Genomic DNA, 18,764 nt, shown 5'->3' on the forward strand with positions numbered 1-18,764 from the left:
TGGTTTCCTTCCCGATACTTTTTTTATTTTACTTCAGGTGCGGCACCAGCCGTTCGAGGGCCTCCGACAGCTTGGGCAGCGAGGCCGCGTAGCAGAGCCGGATGCGGCCCTCGCCCGCCGGCCCGAAGGCGATGCCGGGCGCCAGCCCGACGCGGGCCTTGCGCGCCAGTTCGACGCAGGTGTTCAGGCTGTCGGTCATGCCGTCCAGCGCGAAGAAGGCATAGAAGGCGCCTTCCGGCTTGGCCAGTTTCACGCGCGGCAACGGCGCCAGCGCCTGATAAACCATGTCGGCGGCGCGGCTGTAGCGTTCGACCAGGCCTTCGATATAGCTGTCGCCGTCGTTCAGCGCCGTCACGCCGCCCCATTGCACGAAGGTGGTGGGATGCGAGATGTTGAACTCGGTCATCTTTTCCACGACGGCGCAGAGCCTGGGCGGCGCCACGATCCAGCCCAGCCGCCAGCCGGTCATCGACCAGCTTTTGGAAAACGAATTGACGATCACCACCGGATCTTCCGGCTGCGCCAGCGTGTAGTAGCTCGGTGCATGTTTCGCGCCGCCATAGATGATCCGGCCGTAGACTTCGTCGGAGAGAATCCAGATGCCGCGCTCGCGGCAGAAATCCAGGATCGCCTTCAGCTCGGTCTCCGAGGCCACCCAGCCGGTGGGATTGCCCGGACTGTTGATCATGATCAGCTTCGTTGTCTCGTCGCAGGCATCGAACAGCTGTTGCAGATCGAGCTTCCAGCGGCCGTCCTCCTGCGGCTGCAAAAACACGTCGCGCGGCTCGCCGCCCATCGCCTTGATGGCGGCGCGGCCATTCGGCCAGATCGGGCCGACCACCACGGCGCTGTCGCCCGGCTCGATCAGGCACTGGATGGTGATCATGATGGCGTTCATGCCCGAGGCCGTGACCACGATGCGATCCGACCCGATCTCGGCGCCATAGGCGCGCTTGAGGTAGTCGCTGATCGCCTGCAGCAGCGGCGCGATGCCGCGATTGGGCGCGTAAAAGGTTTCGCCCTTTTCCAATGCGGCGGCGGCGGCCTTGCGCACGAATGCCGGCGTGGCCTCGTCGCCCTCGCCGAACCACAGCTTGATCATGTCGGGGATGTCGGCCGAGGCGCGGGTGACGACACGAATACGGGAACCGGGCAGGTCGAGAATGGACTCGCAGATACGGGCGTCGGGCATGATCACTTCTGTTGCGGGAGGCGGGAAACGAGCAGTTCGGTGAGTTTGAGCAGGGCCGTGTCGATATCGCTGCGGCCGGCCAGCACGGCATCGGCCAGCGCGTCGATATCGGCGGCGGGCAGTTCGGCCAGGCCGCGACGCAGGCGGTCGAGCACCAGATTCTGCAGCAGCCGTCGCGTGCGGGCGCGTGGATCGGGCCGCTTGCGCTTGCCCACGGCGGCGATGGCATCGGCCAGTTCCGGCACGCCCTTGGTGACTGTCGCACTGGTATGCAGCACCGGCACCGGGCCGTGTCCCCGTTGCGCGCTCATGGCCGCAAGCTGGCGCGCCGAGCGTTCGGCAAACGGCAGGTCGGATTTGTTGACCACCAGGATGTCGGCGATTTCCAGGATGCCGGCCTTGATTGCCTGCACGTCGTCGCCCAGGCCAGGCGCATTCACCACCACGCGCACATCGGCGATCTCGGCGATCTCGACTTCCGACTGGCCGGTGCCGACGGTTTCCACCACCACCACATCGCGGCCCGAGGCATCGAACACGTCGATCACGCGGGCCGCCGTGCGCGACAGGCCGCCGAGATGGCCACGGCTGGCGAGGCTGCGGATGAACACGCCGGGATCGCCGGCATGCTGGCTCATGCGGATGCGGTCGCCCAGGATGGCGCCGCCGGTGAGCGGGCTGGAGGGATCGACCGCCACCACGCCGACGCTCAGATCCCGCCGGCGCAGTTCGGCCACATAGGCCGAGACCAGGGTGGATTTGCCCGCGCCCGGCGCACCGGTGAAGCCGACCACCAGGGCATGACCCAGCCGGCTGCGGATGCCCTGCAGCACGGCAGTGGCCTCGTCGGTCTCGTTTTCCACCGCCGTGATCGCCCGGGCCAGGGCCGCCCGCTCGCCGGCCATCAGGCCGGGCAGCCAGTCGGGCGGTGGAGAATCGGGAATGGCTTTTTGCCCAGCCTGCTTTTGCATAGAGGCACCATACGCGCTATGTAGGCGGCCAGACAATAATCCGCCTCGCAGCTTCCCGCCCGGTTTGATCCATGCAGCCTTCCGTCACCCGCCAACCCCGCGACTATGGTCTGGTCAACTGGATCGGCCTGTGGACGCTGTATCTCAAGGAAGTGCAGCGCTTCATCAAGGTGATCACCCAGACCGTGCTGGCGCCGGTGGTCACCACCCTGCTGTTCTTCGCCGTCTTCGCCCTGGCTTTGGGCGGCGCGGTGCGACAGGTGGTCGGCATGCCCTTCATCGAATTCCTGGCGCCGGGCCTGATCATGATGGCCACCACGCAGAACGCCTTCGCCAACACCTCCTCCTCGATCATGATCTCGAAGGTGCAGGGCAACATCGTCGACGTGCTGATGCCGCCGATCAGCGCCGGCGAATTGCTGGTGGCCTATGCCATGGCCGGCGTGACGCGCGGGTTGATGGTGGCGCTGGCGGTCGGGCTTTCCATGCTGCCCTTTGCCGAGATCCGCGTGCATGACTGGCTGGCGGCGTTTTATTTCGTCTTCGCCGGTTCGCTGATCCTCAGCCTGATCGGCATCGTCGCCGGCCTGTGGAGCCAGAAATTCGACCACATGGCCGCCGTGACCAACTTCGTGGTGACGCCGCTGGCTTTCCTGTCGGGCACCTTCTATTCGGTGCAGCAGCTGCCGCCCTTCTGGTATGCCGCCGCCCATGCCAACCCATTCTTTTTCATGATCGACGGCTTCCGCTATGGCATGACCGGCCATACCGACGGCGACGTGGTGGTGGGCGCCGTGGCGCTGGGCGGCGTGGCGCTGGGCCTGTGGGTGCTCTGCCACCTGCTGCTGAAGCGCGGCTATCGCCTAAGGCCCTGATCCGCCAAGGACCGGACTTGGGGCAATAGAGGCCAGAGGGCGCCGGAACGCCGCCAGCGGCCCGGCAAAACCGGACCAGACATCGCCAATAATCGACAGTTATTGCCAATTATCGACAATTACTGCCAACGATCGCCAATTCCGGCCAAAACGGGGCGCGGCCGGGCGGGCTTCCTGTCTTCTCCACGATGCCCAACAGCGATGGCGGAATCCACCATCGACATCATATAGAACAAATAACGAACATTTCAAGGGAAGATTAATTAATAGAGATAAAACGTGGATGGCCGGGCCAAGCCCGGCCATGACGACTGTCGTGATTATACCAGCAGCTTCTCCAGCGCGGCCCTGATCTTGGCCGGGATCGGCACCGGCTTCTGCACGCCGCGTTCGACGAAGACATGCACGAAATGGCCGGTGGCGGCGGGATGCGGGTCGCCGGCGCGGAACAGCGCGATCTCGTGGCGGGCCGAGGAATTGCCGAGCTTCACCGTGCGCAGGCAGCCCTCGATGGTCTCGGGATAGTTGAGCGACTTGTGGAAACGGCAGCCGCTTTCTACCAGCAGGCCGATGATCGTGTCGTTGACCATGTCGAGCCCGCCGAAGCGGATCATGTAGTCGTTCACCAGCGTGTCGAAATAGGCGTAGTACTGCACGTTGTTGACATGCTGGTAGACGTCGATGTCGGACAGTCGGGTGGGGATCAGCAGGCTGTGGCGGTAATTCGCCCGCACTTCCTGCCGGGGGTCGAGAACCTCGCTCATGCCGCTTACAGCGCCTGCTCGTAGATTTTCAGCGCGTCGTCGTAGCCGACCTCGCGCGGGTTGTTGACCAGCAGGCGCTGCTGGTTCATCGCGTCCTTGGCCAGCATCGGCAGGTGGTTGTGGCTGATGCCGACCTGGCGGAGCTGCTTTTCCAGCTTCACGTCGTCGATGATCGATTCCAGCTCGGCGAGCAGGGCGCCAGCACCGGCCGCTGCGGTTGAGAAACTTTTCCCGGGCAGCAGGATCGGCGCCAGTTCGGCATATTGCGCGGCAGCCGCATCAACCGCGAGGTTGAAACGCAGCACATGGGGCAGCATCAGGGCGTTGGAGAGCCCGTGCGGCACATGGAAATGCCCGCCCACGGGATAGGCCAGGGCATGCACCGCCGCCACCGGCGCGTTGGCAAAGGCCATGCCGGCCAGCATGGCGCCCAGCAGCATGTCGGAGCGCGCCTTGCGGTCCTTCGCGCCGGCCTCGGAGCAGACATGGCGGATATTGCCCGAGAGCAGGCGCAGGGCCTCGCGCGCCAGCGCATCCGACATCGGGTTTTTCTTGTGCTTTGTCGTATAGGCCTCGATGGCATGCACCATGGCATCCACGCCGGTGGCCGCCGTCACGTGCCGCGGCAGGCCGAGCGTGAGGTCGGCATCGAGCAGCGCGATATCGGGCAGCAGCAGCGGCGAGACCACGCCCTTCTTTTCAGATTCGCCCGTGGTGATGATGGCGATGCCGGTGACTTCCGAGCCGGTGCCGGCGGTGGTGGGCACCTGGATCAGCGGCATGCGGTTGCCCCTGGCATTGCCGACGCCATAGACCTCGGACAATTGCTGGCTGGCGCGCGGCAGGAAGGCGACCAGCTTGGCGATATCCATCGACGAGCCGCCGCCGAAGCCGATCACGCCGTCGGCCCTGAATTCCTTCGCCGCCGCCACGGCTTCGTGCACCAGTTTTTCCGGCGGGTCGGCTTCGGTTTTGTCGTAGATCGACACCGCGATGCCGGCGGCCTTCAGGCTGTCCAGCCCGGCCTGGGGCAGGCCCAGCTTCATCACGCCCGGATCGGTGACCAGCATGGCCCGGGTGATGCCCAGTTCGCCCGCCAGGCTGCCCAGCTTCGCCGAGGCCCCCGGCTCGCAATAGACCCGCCGCGTGGTCTCAAAACTCAGGCTGCTCATCCCGACCTCCCGCAATTCGCCATGTTTTCCAGACACTAGCACCCGTTTGCGTGGATCGGCCAGCCTTCCCCCGCGACAGGGCAATGGACGAAAAAGCGCCGGCAAACCCGCATTGTCCCGCTACATTCGCTGAATTGACTAAGCCTTTGCCGGCCCTTAGAGTCCTGCCCTTCCCGCCAGCCCGGCTGCGTCAAAAAGCCGGGGCTGGCGTCATCGTTTCAGGGCCCAGTCACCAGTATGTGTTTGTCATATTGGCGGGGCCGCAACCACAGGAGCGTGTCGTGAGCGAAGCATTGATGTCGACCTACGCGAGGGCCAACCTCGCGTTCGAGCGGGGCGAGGGTCCTTACCTCTACACCGCCGACGGTCGACGTTATCTCGACTTCGGCTCCGGCATCGCCGTCACCGCGCTGGGCCACAGCCACCCGCATCTGGTGAAGGCCATCCAGGAGCAGGCCGCCAAGCTGTGGCATGTCTCCAACCTGTTCCAGATCCCGGAGCAGGAGAAACTGGCCCAGCGGCTGGTCGAGCATTCCTTCGCCGACAAGGCGTTTTTCTGCAACTCGGGCGCCGAGGCTAACGAGGGCGCGGTGAAGATCGCGCGCAAATACTTCTCGGCGAAGGGCCAGCCGGAGAAATATCGCGTCATCACCTTCGACGGCGCCTTCCACGGCCGCACGCTGGCCATGCTGGCGGCGACCAACAACAAGAAATACCTGGAAGGCTTCGGCCCGGTGGTCGAGGGTTTCGACCATGTGCCGCTGAACGACCTGAAGGCGCTGAAGGCCGCGATCACGCCGGAGACGGCGGCGATCATGGTCGAGCCGATCCAGGGCGAAGGCGGCATCCGCGCGGTGCCGACCGAAACGCTGCGGGCGATCCGCCAGCTGTGCGACGAGCACAAGCTGCTGCTGATCCTGGACGAGGTGCAGACCGGCATGGGCCGCACCGGCAAGCTGTTCGCCTATGAATGGGCCGGCATCGCGCCGGATATCATGACGCTGGCCAAGGGCCTGGGCGGCGGCTTCCCGGTCGGCGCGATCCTGACCACCGACGAGGCCTGTTCGGGCATCAAGCCCGGCACCCATGGCACGACATTCGGCGGCAACATCATGGCCATGACGGCGGGCAATGCCGTGCTGGACGTGATGCTGGAACCCGGCTTCTTCGACGGCGTGCAGAAGCGCAGCTCGTATTTCCGCCAGCAGCTCGCCATGCTGGCCGACCGCTACCCCGAGGTGATCGAGGAAGTGCGCGGCCAGGGCTTCCTGCTTGCGGTGAAGACCAAGGGCGTGAATTCCGACTTCCAGGCCGCTTTGCGCGACGAGCATGTGCTGGGCGTGACCGCCAGCGACAACACCGTGCGCCTGCTGCCGCCGCTCACCATCCCGGAAAAGGATCTGGCGGAAGGCATCCAGCGCATCGAGGCGGCGTGCCAGAAGCTGCAGGCGAAAGCCCGGGAAGCCGCATGAACGGCGTGCGGCATTTTCTGGATCTCGACCGGATTCCGGCCGAGACCCTGCGCGGCATTTTGAGCCACGCGGCCAGGATGAAGGCCGGCCGCGCGGGCCGGCCGAAAGGCTGGATCGAACCCGACCGCCCGGCCGCCGACCGCATTCTGGCGATGATCTTCGAGAAGCCCTCGACCCGCACGCGGCTGAGTTTCGACAGCGCCATGCGCCAGCTGGGCGGCGAAACCATCGTGGTGCGCGCCGACGAGCTGCAGATCAACCGCGGCGAAAGCATTGCCGACACGGCCAAGATCCTGTCAGCCAATGTGGATGCCATCATGATGCGCACCGGCAAGGCGCAGAACCTGGCCGACCTGGCCGCCAATGCCAGCGTGCCGGTGATCAACGGCCTGACCGACGACAGCCATCCCTGCCAGGTGATGGCCGACGTGATGACGTTTGAGGAAAAGCGCGGCCCGATCCGCGGCAGGAAGCTGGCCTGGGTGGGCGACGGCAACAACATGGCCAGCTCGCTGATCCATGCCGCCGTGCTGTTCGGCTTCCGCCTCGACCTGGCCTGCCCGGCCGAATTGCAGCCCAGCGCCCGTGTCCTGAAATGGGCCGCCGAGCGCCAGGGCCAGGTGAATGTGACCAGCGACCCGGCCCAGGCCGCGGCCGATGCCGATTGCCTGATCACCGACACCTGGGTGTCGATGGGCATGAAGGATGCCGAACGGCGCCACAGGATTCTGGCGCCCTATCAGGTGAACGCGGCGCTGATGCAGAAGGCGGCGAAGGATGCCATCTTCATGCATTGCCTGCCGGCCCATCGCGGCGAGGAAGTGACGTCGGATGTGATCGACGGCCCGCAATCGGTGGTGTTCGACGAGGCGGAAAACCGCCTGCATGCCCAGAAGGCGATCCTGGCCTGGTGTTTCGGCGCCTGAAGCGCTTTATATTGGTTGCGTGCGTATGCCCCCGCTTCATGACGATTTGTCGCTGCCGTTCCAGATCGAGCAGTGCGATGTGCGCGGCCGCCTGGTGCGGCTGGGTCCGGCGCTCGACCGCATCCTGACCCGTCACGCCTATCCCGAGCCGGTGGCGCAACTGCTGGCCGAGGCGATGATCCTGGTCGCCACCATGGCGACCGCCCTGAAATTCGACGGCATCTTCTCGCTGCAGGCCAAGGGCGACGGCCCCGTCTCGACGCTGGTGGCCGATTGCCGCACGCCGGGCCATCTGCGCGGCTATGCCAGTTTCGACGCCGAGCGGCTGGACGGTCTGGAACTCGGCCCGGGTTCCGAGCGCGCCCTGGTGCCGCTGCTGCTGGGCAAGGGCTATCTCGCCTTCACCATCGACCCGCAGGGCGAGGAGATGGAACGTTACCAGGGCATCGTCGACCTGTCGGGCAGTACCCTGGCCGAGGCGGCGCATGCCTATTTCGCCCAGTCGGAACAGTTGAATGCCCGCGTGGTGCTGGGCGCGGCGCATCGCCGGGCCACCGACGGCCGCCGCTACTGGCGCGGCGGCGGCATCCTGCTGCAGCAGTTGCCGGAGCAGCAGGGCGGCCTGTCGCCGGAAGACCGCGAGCTTGCCTGGGAAAAGGCGACCGCGCTGCTGTCCACCGCGCGGACCGACGAACTCTGCGATCCGGGCCTGACCCAGAACGACCTGCTGTTCCGCCTGTTCCATGAAGACGGCGTGCGGGTGTTCGAACCGGCCGCCATCGTCGATACCTGCACCTGCTCGTCCGACAAGGTGCGCGGCATCCTCTCCACCTTCAGCGCGGAAGAACTGGCCGACATGGCCGATGCCGATGGCACGATCACCGTGACCTGCCAGTTCTGCAGTGCGGCCTATGGCTTTCCCGCCGACACGGTGAAGGCCTGACTGCAATCCAGGGTTACGGCCATTTACTGTTTTGGCCGAATCCCGCCATTGCCGGGCCTTGAATTCGCCCCATTTGCCGGACTATCTGAAGCGCTCGCTAGCCCCCAGACCCGGGAGAGATTTCATGCGCCTCGATACTGTCCGTACATATTCCGCCCGCCTGATCGCTGTTGCTGCCCTGGCCCTCAGCGTTGCCGCCTGCGGCACGCCGCCGCAAAAGCTGATGCTGCCGGAAATCACCTTCGAGAATCAGCCGAAGCTGACATTTGCCGCCAGCTCGGTGGAAACCATCCAGGAATACCAGCCCTCGGCGCAGCCGCCGCATATCGAGCTGAGCATCCCGCAGCCACCGGCCGCCGTGGCCGCGCGCTGGACCCGCGACCGCGTCGCGCTGGACAACAGCCAGCAGAACCGCGTGACCGTGGTGATCAAGAAGGCCAGCGTCACCGAGGTGGACCTGAAGAAGACCCCGGGCCTGCGCGGCAGCTTCACCGAGGACCAGGTCGCCCGCTTCGATACCGAGGTGGAAATGGCCATCGAGATCCGCGATGCCCGCGGCTTCCGCGTCGGCGAGGCCTCGGCCAGCGCGCGCCGCTCCACCTCGATGAGCGAGAAGGCCACCATGAACGACCGCGACCTGATCATCCACGGCCTGGTGCGCGAGACCATGATGGACGTGAACCGCGAGCTGGAGCGCAACATCCGCCAGTACATGCCGCTGTATGTGCGGTAAACCCCGCCGCTAAGCCCTTGATCCGGGCTCCGTTCGCATACGAACGGAGCCTTCCACCCCCGGACCAAAGGCTACCCTTGCGGCAGCCGATTTCGACCCGGCCGAGGTTTGTCTCGGTCGGGTCGATCTGCTAGAGAGGGCGAGAAACCTCCCCTCCCGCGGAGCTGGAAACGCCTGTCATGCCAACGCCGAAAAAGCGCCCCCTGGTGATCGTGACCCGGAAGCTGCCGGACCCGATCGAAACCCGGATGATGGAGCTGTTCGACACCCGGCTGAATCTGGCCGACAAGCCGCTCAGCCAGGCCGAGCTGATCGAGGCGGTGAAAACCGCCGACGTGCTGGTGCCGACCATCACCGACCGCATCGACGGCGCCATCCTGGCCCATGCCGGCCCGAATTTCCGCCTGATCGCCAATTTCGGCACCGGCGTCGACCATATCGACCTGGCCGCGGCGCGCCAGCGCGGCATCACCGTCACCAACACCCCCGGCGTGCTGACCGAAGACACTGCCGACATGACCATGGCCCTGATCCTGGCCGTGCCGCGCCGCCTGGTGGAAGGTGCGCAGGCCCTGCGCGAGGGCAAGTTCGAAGGCTGGTCGCCCACCTGGATGCTGGGCCAGCGCATCTGGGGCAAGCGGCTGGGCATCATCGGCATGGGCCGCATCGGCCAGGCCGTGGCGCGCCGCGCCAAGGCCTTCGGCCTTTCCATCCACTACCACAACCGCAAGCGGGTGCATGAGAGCGTCGAGCAGGAGCTGGAGGCGACCTACTGGGAAAGCCTCGACCAGATGCTCGCGCGCATGGACATCATCTCGGTGAACTGCCCGCATACGCCGGCCACCTTCCACCTGCTGTCGGCGCGCCGGCTCGACCTGCTGCCGCCGCATGCCTATGTCGTCAACACCGCGCGCGGCGAGGTGATCGACGAGAACGCCCTGGTGCGCAAGCTGCGCAAGGGCGAGATCGCCGGCGCCGGCCTGGACGTGTTCGAGCACGAACCGGCGGTGAACCCCAAGCTGCTGGAACTGAACAACGTGGTGCTGATCCCGCATATGGGTTCGGCCACGCTGGAAGGCCGCATCGACATGGGCGAGAAGGTCATCATCAACATCAAGACCTTCGCCGACGGCCATGCCCCGCCCGACCGGGTGATCGCGGGCCTGCTCTAAGCCCAAGCGCCGCGCCGGCCTGCGGCAGACCGACGCTGCGACGGCCTGTCCTTTCTGAGAAATTTGGCATCTGCCCTATTCTCTTGGGGCGGGCATCTGCGCCATACTCGGGCCGCAACCCCGGACCCGCATGAACATCGCGCCGCCGCCCTACAGCCCCTGCCCCGCCGATCTCGGCGAGCGGCTGGAATCCCATGGGCGCTATGTGCAGTCGCTGAGCGGGTCGGTGCGGATCGGCCGCCGGCTGCAGCTTGAGCGGGTCGATTTCGATGCCGTCAAACTGGCCAAGCGCAACCTGCGCCAGGCCCATCTGGCCTTCTGCCGCCTCTCATGCTCCGACCTGCGCGAGAGCAGCTTCCTCGAAGCCGAGCTGCATGGCTGCGACCTCACGGCCGCCGACCTCACCGAGGCCGATTTCGCCAAGGCCGACCTGCGCGGCGCGGATTTGAGCCGCGCGGTGCTGAGCGGTACCAAATTCGACAACGCGAAACTCGGCCCCTATCACGACGGCCATACCGATCTGGGCCAGATCACCCGCCTGCACCAGGCCCGCATCACCGGTGCCAGCTTCAACGGCGCCATGCTCACCGATGCCAGTTTCGAGAAGGCCAACCTGCAGGACACCAGCTTCGCCTTCGCCCGGCTGGAGAATGTGAGCTTCCGCGGCGCCGACCTGCGCGGCGCCAATTTTGCGCTCAGCGACCTGGGCGCCGGCATGGCCGATGCCATCGAGGCGGCCGGCGGCGCGGTGGCGCGACCGGTCACCGCCGAACTGCTGGACGGCCTGGTGGCCGATCACGCCGCCTGGATCGCCAGCGACGGCGCGCGCGGCAAACGCGCCCGGCTGCGCGGCCTCAACCTCTCGGGCGCCAATCTCGCCCATGCGGATTTGAGCGGCGCCGACCTGGCCGAGACCAACCTGGCCTGCGCCGACCTGAGCGGCGCGAAGCTGATCTGCACGGATCTGCGCGGCGCGAATTTAAGCCGCGCCACCATCGACAAGGCCGATTTCCGCGGCGCCATGCTGGACGGCTGCTTCGGCTTCATGCCGGTGGGCAGTTTGTGAATTCTATAACATCGAAATTATTCGACCATGCATTGAATACCCTGTTCTGGGTGTTCAATGCATTTCTGACTATCGTTGCCGCTAGCTTCGCCTTAGCTGTTCTCGGGATCATTGCCCTTGTCATCTGGATACAAATCGACACCACGCCCAGTGACCAGGCGATGATCGAGAATTTTCATGACAACAGGGCCGTGTTCGAGGCATTACGCGAGAAAATCTGCGCCTTGCCGGAAAGCCAGACCGTCATGATGAATCCCGCATGGTCGCGCCCGGTTGTTACCGACCAGACCCGAGACGAATATTACCGACTTCTGGAACGTATCGATGCTAAGGGCGTTCAAAGCATCCGAAACGAATTCGACATCGACTGCCAGGTCACCATCGAATTCTGGGCAAAAGGGTGGATGGTGGAAGCTGACTACAAGAGGTATACGTTCAACGATCCGACGAGTAAGCACGATATCGTCGTAAATTCTCTCGACAATCTACCCTTGCATCCAACAGAGGTTCAGATCTTCCGCCGTGAACTGATCGACGGATGGGCTCTGCAGTACGCCCATTGGCCGTAAACCGTGGATGGCCGGGACATGCCCGGCCATAACGATTTGTGGGTTGCCTCAACGTTTGCGATGCGTCACCCCGGCCGAAGCGGCAGCGCAGAGCCGGCGTCCCATTTAAAATTGAAAAATGGGATCCCCGCTTTCGCGGGGATGACGATATGTGTGCTTACGCCGTGGCGCGCATCGCTTCGGCGCCGGCGAGGTCGACCGACACCAGCGTTGAGACGCCGCGTTCGGCCATGGTGACGCCGAACAGGCGGTCCATGCGCGCCATGGTGATCGGATGGTGGGTCACCACCACGAAGCGCGTGCCCTCGCCGATATTCTCGGTCTGGCGTGCCATCGCTTCCATCAGGTTGCACAGGCGCTCGACGTTGGCGTCGTCCAGCGGGGCGTCCACTTCGTCCAGCACGCAGATCGGCGCCGGGTTAGTAAGGAACACCGCGAAGAGCAGCGACAAAGCCGTGAGCGCCTGCTCGCCGCCCGAGAGCAGCGACATGATCTGCAGGCGCTTGCCCGGCGGCGAGGCATAGATTTCCAGGCCAGCCTGCAGGGGGTCATCACTCTCGACCAACTGAAGATGCGCCTTGCCGCCGCCGAACACCTCGACGAACAGCTTCTGGAAATGGCCGTTCACCTTCTCGAAGGCTTCGAGCAGGCGCTCGCGGCCTTCCTTGTTCAAGGACGTGATGCCCTGGCGCAGCTTGTCGATGGCGGCGACCAGATCGGTCTGCTCGGTGGAGAGCGCGGTGAGCTTCTCTTCCACCTCGTTGGCTTCCAGCTCGGCGCGCAGGTTCACCGGGCCCATGTTGTCGCGTTCCTTGCGCAGGCGCTCGAGGCGGTTTTCCACCTGCGGCAGCTCGGGGAATTCCTCGTCGTCTTCCACCTCGCCGGCCTTCAGCACCTGGTCCAGCGTGCAGTCGAGCACCTCGCGCACGCGGATCGCCAGTTCATCCAGGCTGACGCGCTGGTGTTCCAGATCGGCTTCCGCCTTCACGCGGGCCTCGCGGCCGGCGCCGAGCAGTTGCTCGATCTCGCGCGCGGTTTTCGCGGCGAGCTGCTGCGCGGCCTCGGCATTGGCCAGATGGTCGGCGGCATGGTTGCGCTCGGTCTCGGCCAGCGAAATCTGTTCCAGCAGGGCGTTGCGGCGGCTTTCCAGCTCGCGCGGGATCTGTTCCAGCTTTTCCAGTTCCGCCGTGGCCTCGGCCTGGCGGGCGCCGAGCTGTTCGAGCTGGTGCGCGGCGCTTTCGTTGCGTGCCTGGGCGGCGCGGCGCTCGATGACGATGGCTTCCAGCCGGCGGGCGCGGGCTTCTGAATCGCGGCGCAGCTGTTCCAGCGCGGCGCGGCGTTCGGCCAGCGCCTGGCGCAGGGCGTTCACCTCGTCGCGCACCATGGCGATCAGCTGGCGCACCTCGTCTTCCGGCGGCATGGCGGCCAGCGCGGTTTCCTCGTTGGTGCGGGCGGCTTCAGTCTCGGCGATCTCGGCTTCGGTCTGCTGCTTCTGTTCGCCCAGCGCGGCCAGGCGCGACTGGCGCTCGGCCTCCTTGCGCACGACTTCGGCCTGCAATTCGCGGGCGGCGTCGAGGTCGCGGTCGGCGCGGGCGATATCCTGGTTGGCGCGGTCGCGCGCACCCTGGCGCTCGCGCTCGGCCATGGTGATCGCCTGGGCGGCCTGCTCGCGCGCGGACTGGCGGTCGCGTTCGGCGGCGGCGATGCCCTGGTTGGCATGGTCGCGCGCACCCTGGCGCTCGCGTTCGGCCGCAGCCACGGCCTGGGCGGCGCGGTCGCGCGCTTCGGCGGCAGCGCGTTCGGCCACCTGCACCACGGAGGCCGCCTGCTCGCGGGCCTCGTTGCGGGCCTGCTCGGCCGACTGCACCACGGCGGCAGCCTGCTGACGGGCCTCGTTGCGCGCCTGCTCGGCCGATTGCACCACGCCGGCGGCCTGCTGGCGCACGGCATTGCGGGCTTCTTCCGCCACCTGCACGGCCTGGCGGGCGGCGCGTTCGGCGGCGGCGGCGGCCTCGGTGGCCTGACGCGCGGCTTCATAGGCGCGCTGGGCATCGCCAAGCTTGCCTTCCAGGCCACGCAGTTCCTCGCGCAGGTCGGCCAGGCGGTTGCGCTGTTCCAGCTTCACCGAAGCCGAAGTCGGCGCGCCGGCCTTCACCGTGAAGCCGTCCCAGCGCCACAGCGCGCCCGACTTGGTCACCAGGCGCTGGCCCAGCTTCAGGTCGGCACGCAGGCGGGCGCCATCGGCATCGTCGGCCACCACGCCGATCTGGCTGAGGCGGCGCTGCAGCGCGGCAGCGCCGGTGACGTATTTCGACAGCGGCTCGGCACCGAAGGGCAGGGCCGGCGCGTCGCTCATGGGCGGCAGCGCGTCCCAGTGCATCGGCGCATTGGGATCGGTGGCGGCATTCAGTTCGTCGGCCAGCGCAGCGCCCAGAGCCTTTTCGAAACCGGGTTCGACCGTCACCTGGTCGATCAGCGGCGGGAAGAGATTGCTTTCGTCCAGCTTGAGCAGCTTGGTCAGGCCGGCCTCTTCGGCCTTCAGGCGGGTGAGCTCGCCCTGCACGCCCTGCCAGGCATCGCGCGCGGCCTGCTCGGCCTGCGCCACGGCCTGACGTTCGGCCTCGGCCTGTTCGACGCCACGCCGGGCGGCGGCGATCTTCTCGGCATGCTCGGCCTCGACCGCGTTGAGCCCCGCACGGGCAGCCTCGATCTTGAGCGCCTGTTCGGCCTCGACGGCATTCAGCCCGGCGCGGGCGGCCTCGATTTTAAGCGCGTGTTCGCCTTCCACGGCGTTCAGCGCGGCGCGGGCGGCTTCGATCTTCTGCTCATGCTCGCTGCCGGCCTGGGCCAGGGCGGCGCGGGCGGCTTCGATCTTCTGGGCGTGTTCGGCCTCGACGGCTTCCAGGGCGGCGCGGGCGGCCTCGATCAGGCGGGCCTGTTCGGCTTCCACGGCCTCATAGGCCTGGCGCGCGGCATCCAGCTTGCCGGCATGTTCGGTCTCGACGGCTTCCAGCGCGGCGCGGGCGGCTTCCACCGCGGCCTGCTTGGCCTCCACCTCGGCATTGGCGCTTTCGGCCTCGGCCAGCGCTTCGGTCTGTTCGTTCAGCCGCGCTTCCTCGGCAGCGATCTCATCGATGCGGCTGCGCAGGCGGGCCAGCCGGCGGCCGGCATCCTCGATGGCCTGGCGCAGGCGGGCGCGCTGAGCCTGCTCTTCCGCGGCGCGGTCGGTGAGCCGGTCAAGCTCGCCCTGGCGCTCGTCGACGCGGCCCTGGGCCTCGGCCACGGCGCTTTCGGCACCGGCCTGGGCCTCGCCCTCGCCGGCGCGCTGGGCTTCCAGCTCTTCGGTTTCGCCGGTCAGCCGCGCGATGGTTTCCTCGGCATCCTGCGACAGCGCGCCTTCGCGCTCGGCATCGGATGCGATCTGCGCCAGGCGGGCGCGCACCTGCTCGGCGGCGTCCTGGGCCCGAGCGGCCTCGGCATCCAAGCCTTCGCGCGCAACCGTCAGGCGATGCAGCTTGGCGCCGGCCTCGGCCTCGTGCTGGCGCAAGGGCGGCAGGGCCTCGGCGGCGATGCGCTCGGCCTCGTGCGCTTCCGACACCTGCAGGGTGCGGTCGGCCACCTCGCGCTCGGCCGCCTGCATGGCCAACTCGGCATCGGCCAGGGCATGCTTCAGCGCCTGGTGCTTGAGGTGGAACAGGATCGCTTCGGTCTTGCGGATCTGGCCGGCGATGTTGCGATAGCGGCTGGCCTGGCGGGCCTGGCGTTTCAGGCTCTGCAGCTGGTTGTCGAGCTGGCCGATCACGTCGACCACACGTTCCAGATTCTGTTCCGCCGCCTTCAGGCGCAACTCGGCCTCGTGGCGGCGCGAATGCAGGCCGGAAATGCCGGCCGCCTCTTCCAGCAGCATGCGGCGGTCAGTCGGCTTGGCGTTGATGATGGCGCCGACGCGGCCCTGGCTGACCATGGCCGGGGAATTGGCGCCCGAGGCGAGGTCGGCGAACAGCAGCTGCACGTCGCGCATGCGCACGTCGTTGCCGTTGATGCTGTAGTCGGAACCCTTCTCGCGCTCGATGCGGCGGGTGATCTCCAGCACTTCCTGTTCGTTGAAAGCCGACGGCGCGGTGCGCGTGGCGTTATCGAGGGTGAGCGTCACCTCGCAGATATTGCGGGCCGGCCGCGTGGCCGTGCCCGCAAAGATCATGTCGTCCATGCCCGAGCCACGCATGCGCTTGGCCGAGTTTTCGCCCATCACCCAGCGCAGGGCTTCCACCAGGTTCGACTTGCCGCAGCCATTCGGGCCGACGATGCCGGTGAGCCCCGGATGGATGATGAAATCCGTCGGCTCGACGAACGACTTGAAACCGGACAGGCGCAACTTGGTGAACTGCACGGGGACTCCCTTTCGTAAAGCGCTTAAGCGATTACTTCGCCAGCGCGTCAAGCTTCTTGCGCAGATCGTCGAGCGACGGCACGCCGGCCTCGGTCTTGCCGTTGATGATCAGCGTCGGCGTCGAATTGACGTTGAATTTCTGATTGCCTTCCAGGCGCGAGTTCAGGATGTAGTCGCCCAGCGCCTTGTCGGCGAGGCACCTGTCGAACTGCTCGGCCGACACGCCGCCCAGGCGCCCGATCTGGGTCAACGCCGCCTTCGGGTCGCTGGCCGTGGCCCACTGGCGCTGCTGCGCGAACAGCACGTTGAGAAAGGTGAAGTATTTCTCCGGCCCGCCGCAACGCGCCAGGATGGCGCCGGCGAAGGCGAGGTTGTCGAGCGGGAAGTCGCGGTAGATCAGCTTCGCCTTGCCGGTGTCGAGATATTCGGCCTTCAGGGCCGGCAGCACCTCGGCATGGAAGGTGGCGCAATGCGGACAGGTCAGCGAGGCATACTCGATGATGGTGACCTTCGCGTCGGCCTTGCCGATCACCATGTCCTGCAGGCGCGGATCGCCCCCCGCCGGTGCCGCCTGGGCACGGGCTTCGGCCCCCAGGCCGGCCATGAGGATCACGACCAGGGTCAGGATAAAACGCTGTATATATTTCATAGAGATGCTCCGACCCCCTACATCTAGGGGGCATTGTATGGTTGCCCGTCCGGCCTGCAACCGGACTCTGCCGTTATCCACAAGAATCTGGCGCACTCAAGGCGGCTCAGCGACTCGCACCGAAAAGTGATCGTCCAAGCTTTTCAAGGGCTTGTCGAAGCGCCTTGTCTTCGACTCCGTCCAGCAAAGCGGCCAGCCGGGCCTGCTCGCCGGGGTTCAGCGCACGGGCCGGGCGGCGTGCGGCTGCCGGCGACTCGGAACCCGCACCCGGACGGGCAACCGGCATCTGCCGGAGTCGCAGCCGTTCGACGGCCCGGTAGCCGAAATAGCCGTTGATCTTCTCGACGATCAGCGGGCTTAAGTGCTGCAGTTCCAGGGCGAAGGCGGGGCTGACCGTGATGTCCAGCGTGGCGGCATGGCCGGCGCCGGCGGCATAGACCAGCTTTTCCGGCTGGGTCTCGGCATAGAGCAGCGGCCCGGCGATCTCGGCCCAGCGATTGACGATCTCGACCAGCGCCACGCCGCGCTGCTTGAAGACCGGCCGGGTCAGGCGGCCGAGCGCCACGCCCAGCGCCTTGGGCGCGTTGGTGCGTTTGGCGGGATCATGCGCCGGCTTCTTGTCTGTAGGCTTAGGCTTACCTGGTTTCGACTCGTTCGCCATGGCGGCAGTCTACGCCGCCACCCGCCCGACTAATAGCCGAGCGCGTCGGTCAGCTTGTGATAACGCGGACCCTGGAGCTGCCACACATAGGCCTGTTTCGTGCCCTGGCGGCGGCCATCGGAGAAATCCTGCAACGTGCCGCCGAACAGGTCGCGCCAGCCGCTGATGCCGCGGATGGCCTGCGTAAAGCGCGCCGGATCGCGGGTCTCGCCGGCACGATCAAGCGTCAGCACGGCAAGGTCGGCGATGGTGGCGCCATAGATCGCGCCGGCATTGGGCGCCGAGCCGAACCGCACCGTATAGGCCTCGATCCAGGCCAGCACATCCGGCGCGGCGCTCGCCCGGTCGGGCAGCGCGATCGACGACACACTGTAGAGTCCCTGCGTGGCATTGCCCGGCGCGGCAGCCAGCAGATAATCATGGGTCGTGGACGGCCCGAGGAAATCGACATCCCAGCCGGCCGCCTTCGCCGCCGCCATCGGCAGCAGCGTATCGCGCAGAAGCGTGGCCAGCACGACCAGGTCGCAGTTGGCAGCGCGCAGACGCGCGATGGAGGCCGTGAAATCCGTATCGGTCGGACGATGGGTGGCGACGGCCAGCAGGCTCTGGTCATGGAGGCTGAGCTGGTCGCGCAGGGCCTGCTGCACCTCCTCGCCATAGTCGGTGTTCTGCGCCAGCGCGCAGACGGCGCGTTTGCCGCGCTGTTCGATCATCCATTTCACGCCGGCGCGGATCTGGTCGTAATAGAGCGAACCGGACATCCAGGTGATCGCATCGCTGGCCTGCACCAGATCGCGGCTGGCCGCCATGGGAAACAGGTTGGGGATACCCGCCTCGCGCAGCTGCGGCAGCATGGCCTGCACCTGCGCTGTGCCGAGCGCGCCGACGAAGGCCTGCACGCGGTCGCGTTTGATCAGTTTGGTTGCGGCCTGCACGGCGCGCGGCACCTGGAACTGATGGTCCTCGACGATCAGACGGATTTTGCGGCCACGGATGCCGCCGGCGGCATTCACCGCATCGAAACGCAGCCGCAGGGCATTGACCACCGCATGACCATAGGGCGCGGCCGGGCCGGAGAGATCGGTGACAGTGCCGAGGCGGATTTCGCCGGATGCATCGGCAGCACGGCCATCGAAAGCAAAACAGGCAAGCATCGCCGCGAAGGCGAGGGCAATGGATCGGCGCATGATGGGAGGTCCGATATGACTG

At 66.4% G+C, this 18,764-nt stretch carries 16 protein-coding genes; 8 read left to right on the plus strand and 8 right to left on the minus strand.

The features are described from left to right. Positions 1–28: 28 nt before the first annotated feature. Positions 29–1,192: a pyridoxal phosphate-dependent aminotransferase gene (locus ACK4FJ_RS05175; RefSeq protein WP_409764761.1), complete on the minus strand. Its 1,164-nt coding sequence runs from the start codon at positions 1,190–1,192 to the stop codon at positions 29–31. Between the two features lie 2 nt (positions 1,193–1,194). After that, the gene (gene meaB / locus ACK4FJ_RS05180; RefSeq protein ID WP_409764762.1) at positions 1,195–2,163 is read right to left on the minus strand and encodes a methylmalonyl Co-A mutase-associated GTPase MeaB; all 969 of its coding nucleotides are present in this window, start codon (positions 2,161–2,163) and stop codon (positions 1,195–1,197) included. Between the two features lie 71 nt (positions 2,164–2,234). Here meaB and ACK4FJ_RS05185 point away from each other — a divergent pair, with 71 nt between their 5' ends. Next, on the plus strand, positions 2,235–3,038 hold the full coding sequence (locus ACK4FJ_RS05185) for an ABC transporter permease (RefSeq protein ID WP_409764763.1): 804 nt from the start codon (positions 2,235–2,237) through the stop codon (positions 3,036–3,038). A 320-nt stretch (positions 3,039–3,358) separates the two neighbouring features. Here ACK4FJ_RS05185 and ACK4FJ_RS05190 read toward each other — a convergent pair whose 3' ends face one another. Next, complete coding sequence (locus tag ACK4FJ_RS05190) at positions 3,359–3,802, minus strand: acyl-CoA thioesterase (RefSeq protein WP_409764764.1); 444 nt, start codon at positions 3,800–3,802, stop codon at positions 3,359–3,361. Between the two features lie 5 nt (positions 3,803–3,807). Further along, a complete protein-coding gene (locus ACK4FJ_RS05195; RefSeq protein WP_409764765.1) occupies positions 3,808–4,974 on the minus strand; it encodes an iron-containing alcohol dehydrogenase in 1,167 nt (388 codons plus the stop codon). Between the two features lie 281 nt (positions 4,975–5,255). On the opposite strand from ACK4FJ_RS05195, the gene ACK4FJ_RS05200 reads away from it, so the two are divergent. The 7 genes from ACK4FJ_RS05200 to ACK4FJ_RS05230 all read left to right on the plus strand — a co-directional run bounded on the left by ACK4FJ_RS05200 (position 5,256) and on the right by ACK4FJ_RS05230 (position 11,855). Then, entirely contained in the window at positions 5,256–6,446 is a 1,191-nt protein-coding gene (locus ACK4FJ_RS05200; RefSeq protein WP_409764766.1) for an aspartate aminotransferase family protein, read from the plus strand. Next, the gene (gene argF, locus ACK4FJ_RS05205) at positions 6,443–7,372 is read left to right on the plus strand and encodes an ornithine carbamoyltransferase (RefSeq protein WP_409764767.1); all 930 of its coding nucleotides are present in this window, start codon (positions 6,443–6,445) and stop codon (positions 7,370–7,372) included. Before ACK4FJ_RS05200 ends, argF begins: the two co-directional genes overlap by 4 nt. A gap of 25 nt (positions 7,373–7,397) precedes the next feature. Continuing rightward, a complete protein-coding gene (locus tag ACK4FJ_RS05210) occupies positions 7,398–8,315 on the plus strand; it encodes an Hsp33 family molecular chaperone (protein ID WP_409764768.1) in 918 nt (305 codons plus the stop codon). A 124-nt stretch (positions 8,316–8,439) separates the two neighbouring features. After that, on the plus strand, positions 8,440–9,048 hold the full coding sequence (locus ACK4FJ_RS05215; RefSeq protein WP_409764769.1) for a hypothetical protein: 609 nt from the start codon (positions 8,440–8,442) through the stop codon (positions 9,046–9,048). A 179-nt stretch (positions 9,049–9,227) separates the two neighbouring features. Beyond that, complete coding sequence (locus tag ACK4FJ_RS05220; protein WP_409764770.1) at positions 9,228–10,220, plus strand: 2-hydroxyacid dehydrogenase; 993 nt, start codon at positions 9,228–9,230, stop codon at positions 10,218–10,220. 130 nt (positions 10,221–10,350) lie between these two features. After that, complete coding sequence (locus ACK4FJ_RS05225) at positions 10,351–11,286, plus strand: pentapeptide repeat-containing protein (protein ID WP_409764771.1); 936 nt, start codon at positions 10,351–10,353, stop codon at positions 11,284–11,286. 32 nt (positions 11,287–11,318) lie between these two features. Continuing rightward, on the plus strand, positions 11,319–11,855 hold the full coding sequence (locus ACK4FJ_RS05230) for a hypothetical protein (protein ID WP_409764772.1): 537 nt from the start codon (positions 11,319–11,321) through the stop codon (positions 11,853–11,855). 157 nt (positions 11,856–12,012) lie between these two features. Here the strand turns inward: ACK4FJ_RS05230 and ACK4FJ_RS05235 are convergent, their stop codons facing one another. The 4 genes from ACK4FJ_RS05235 to ACK4FJ_RS05250 all read right to left on the minus strand — a co-directional run bounded on the left by ACK4FJ_RS05235 (position 12,013) and on the right by ACK4FJ_RS05250 (position 18,742). Beyond that, positions 12,013–16,245 carry an AAA family ATPase gene (locus ACK4FJ_RS05235; protein WP_409764773.1) on the minus strand — a complete coding sequence of 1,411 codons (4,233 nt, stop codon included), beginning with the start codon at positions 16,243–16,245 and terminating at the stop codon, positions 12,013–12,015. Positions 16,246–16,276: 31 nt separating this feature from the next. Beyond that, a complete protein-coding gene (locus ACK4FJ_RS05240) occupies positions 16,277–16,894 on the minus strand; it encodes a DsbA family protein (protein WP_409764774.1) in 618 nt (205 codons plus the stop codon). A gap of 106 nt (positions 16,895–17,000) precedes the next feature. Next, on the minus strand, positions 17,001–17,555 hold the full coding sequence (locus ACK4FJ_RS05245; protein WP_409764775.1) for a DUF721 domain-containing protein: 555 nt from the start codon (positions 17,553–17,555) through the stop codon (positions 17,001–17,003). Positions 17,556–17,584: 29 nt separating this feature from the next. Then, positions 17,585–18,742: an ABC transporter substrate-binding protein gene (locus ACK4FJ_RS05250; RefSeq protein ID WP_409764776.1), complete on the minus strand. Its 1,158-nt coding sequence runs from the start codon at positions 18,740–18,742 to the stop codon at positions 17,585–17,587. Positions 18,743–18,764 lie beyond the last annotated feature (22 nt).

The sequence above is a fragment of the Ferrovibrio sp. genome (assembly GCF_046297595.1).
Classification (GTDB): Bacteria; Pseudomonadota; Alphaproteobacteria; order Ferrovibrionales; family Ferrovibrionaceae; genus Ferrovibrio.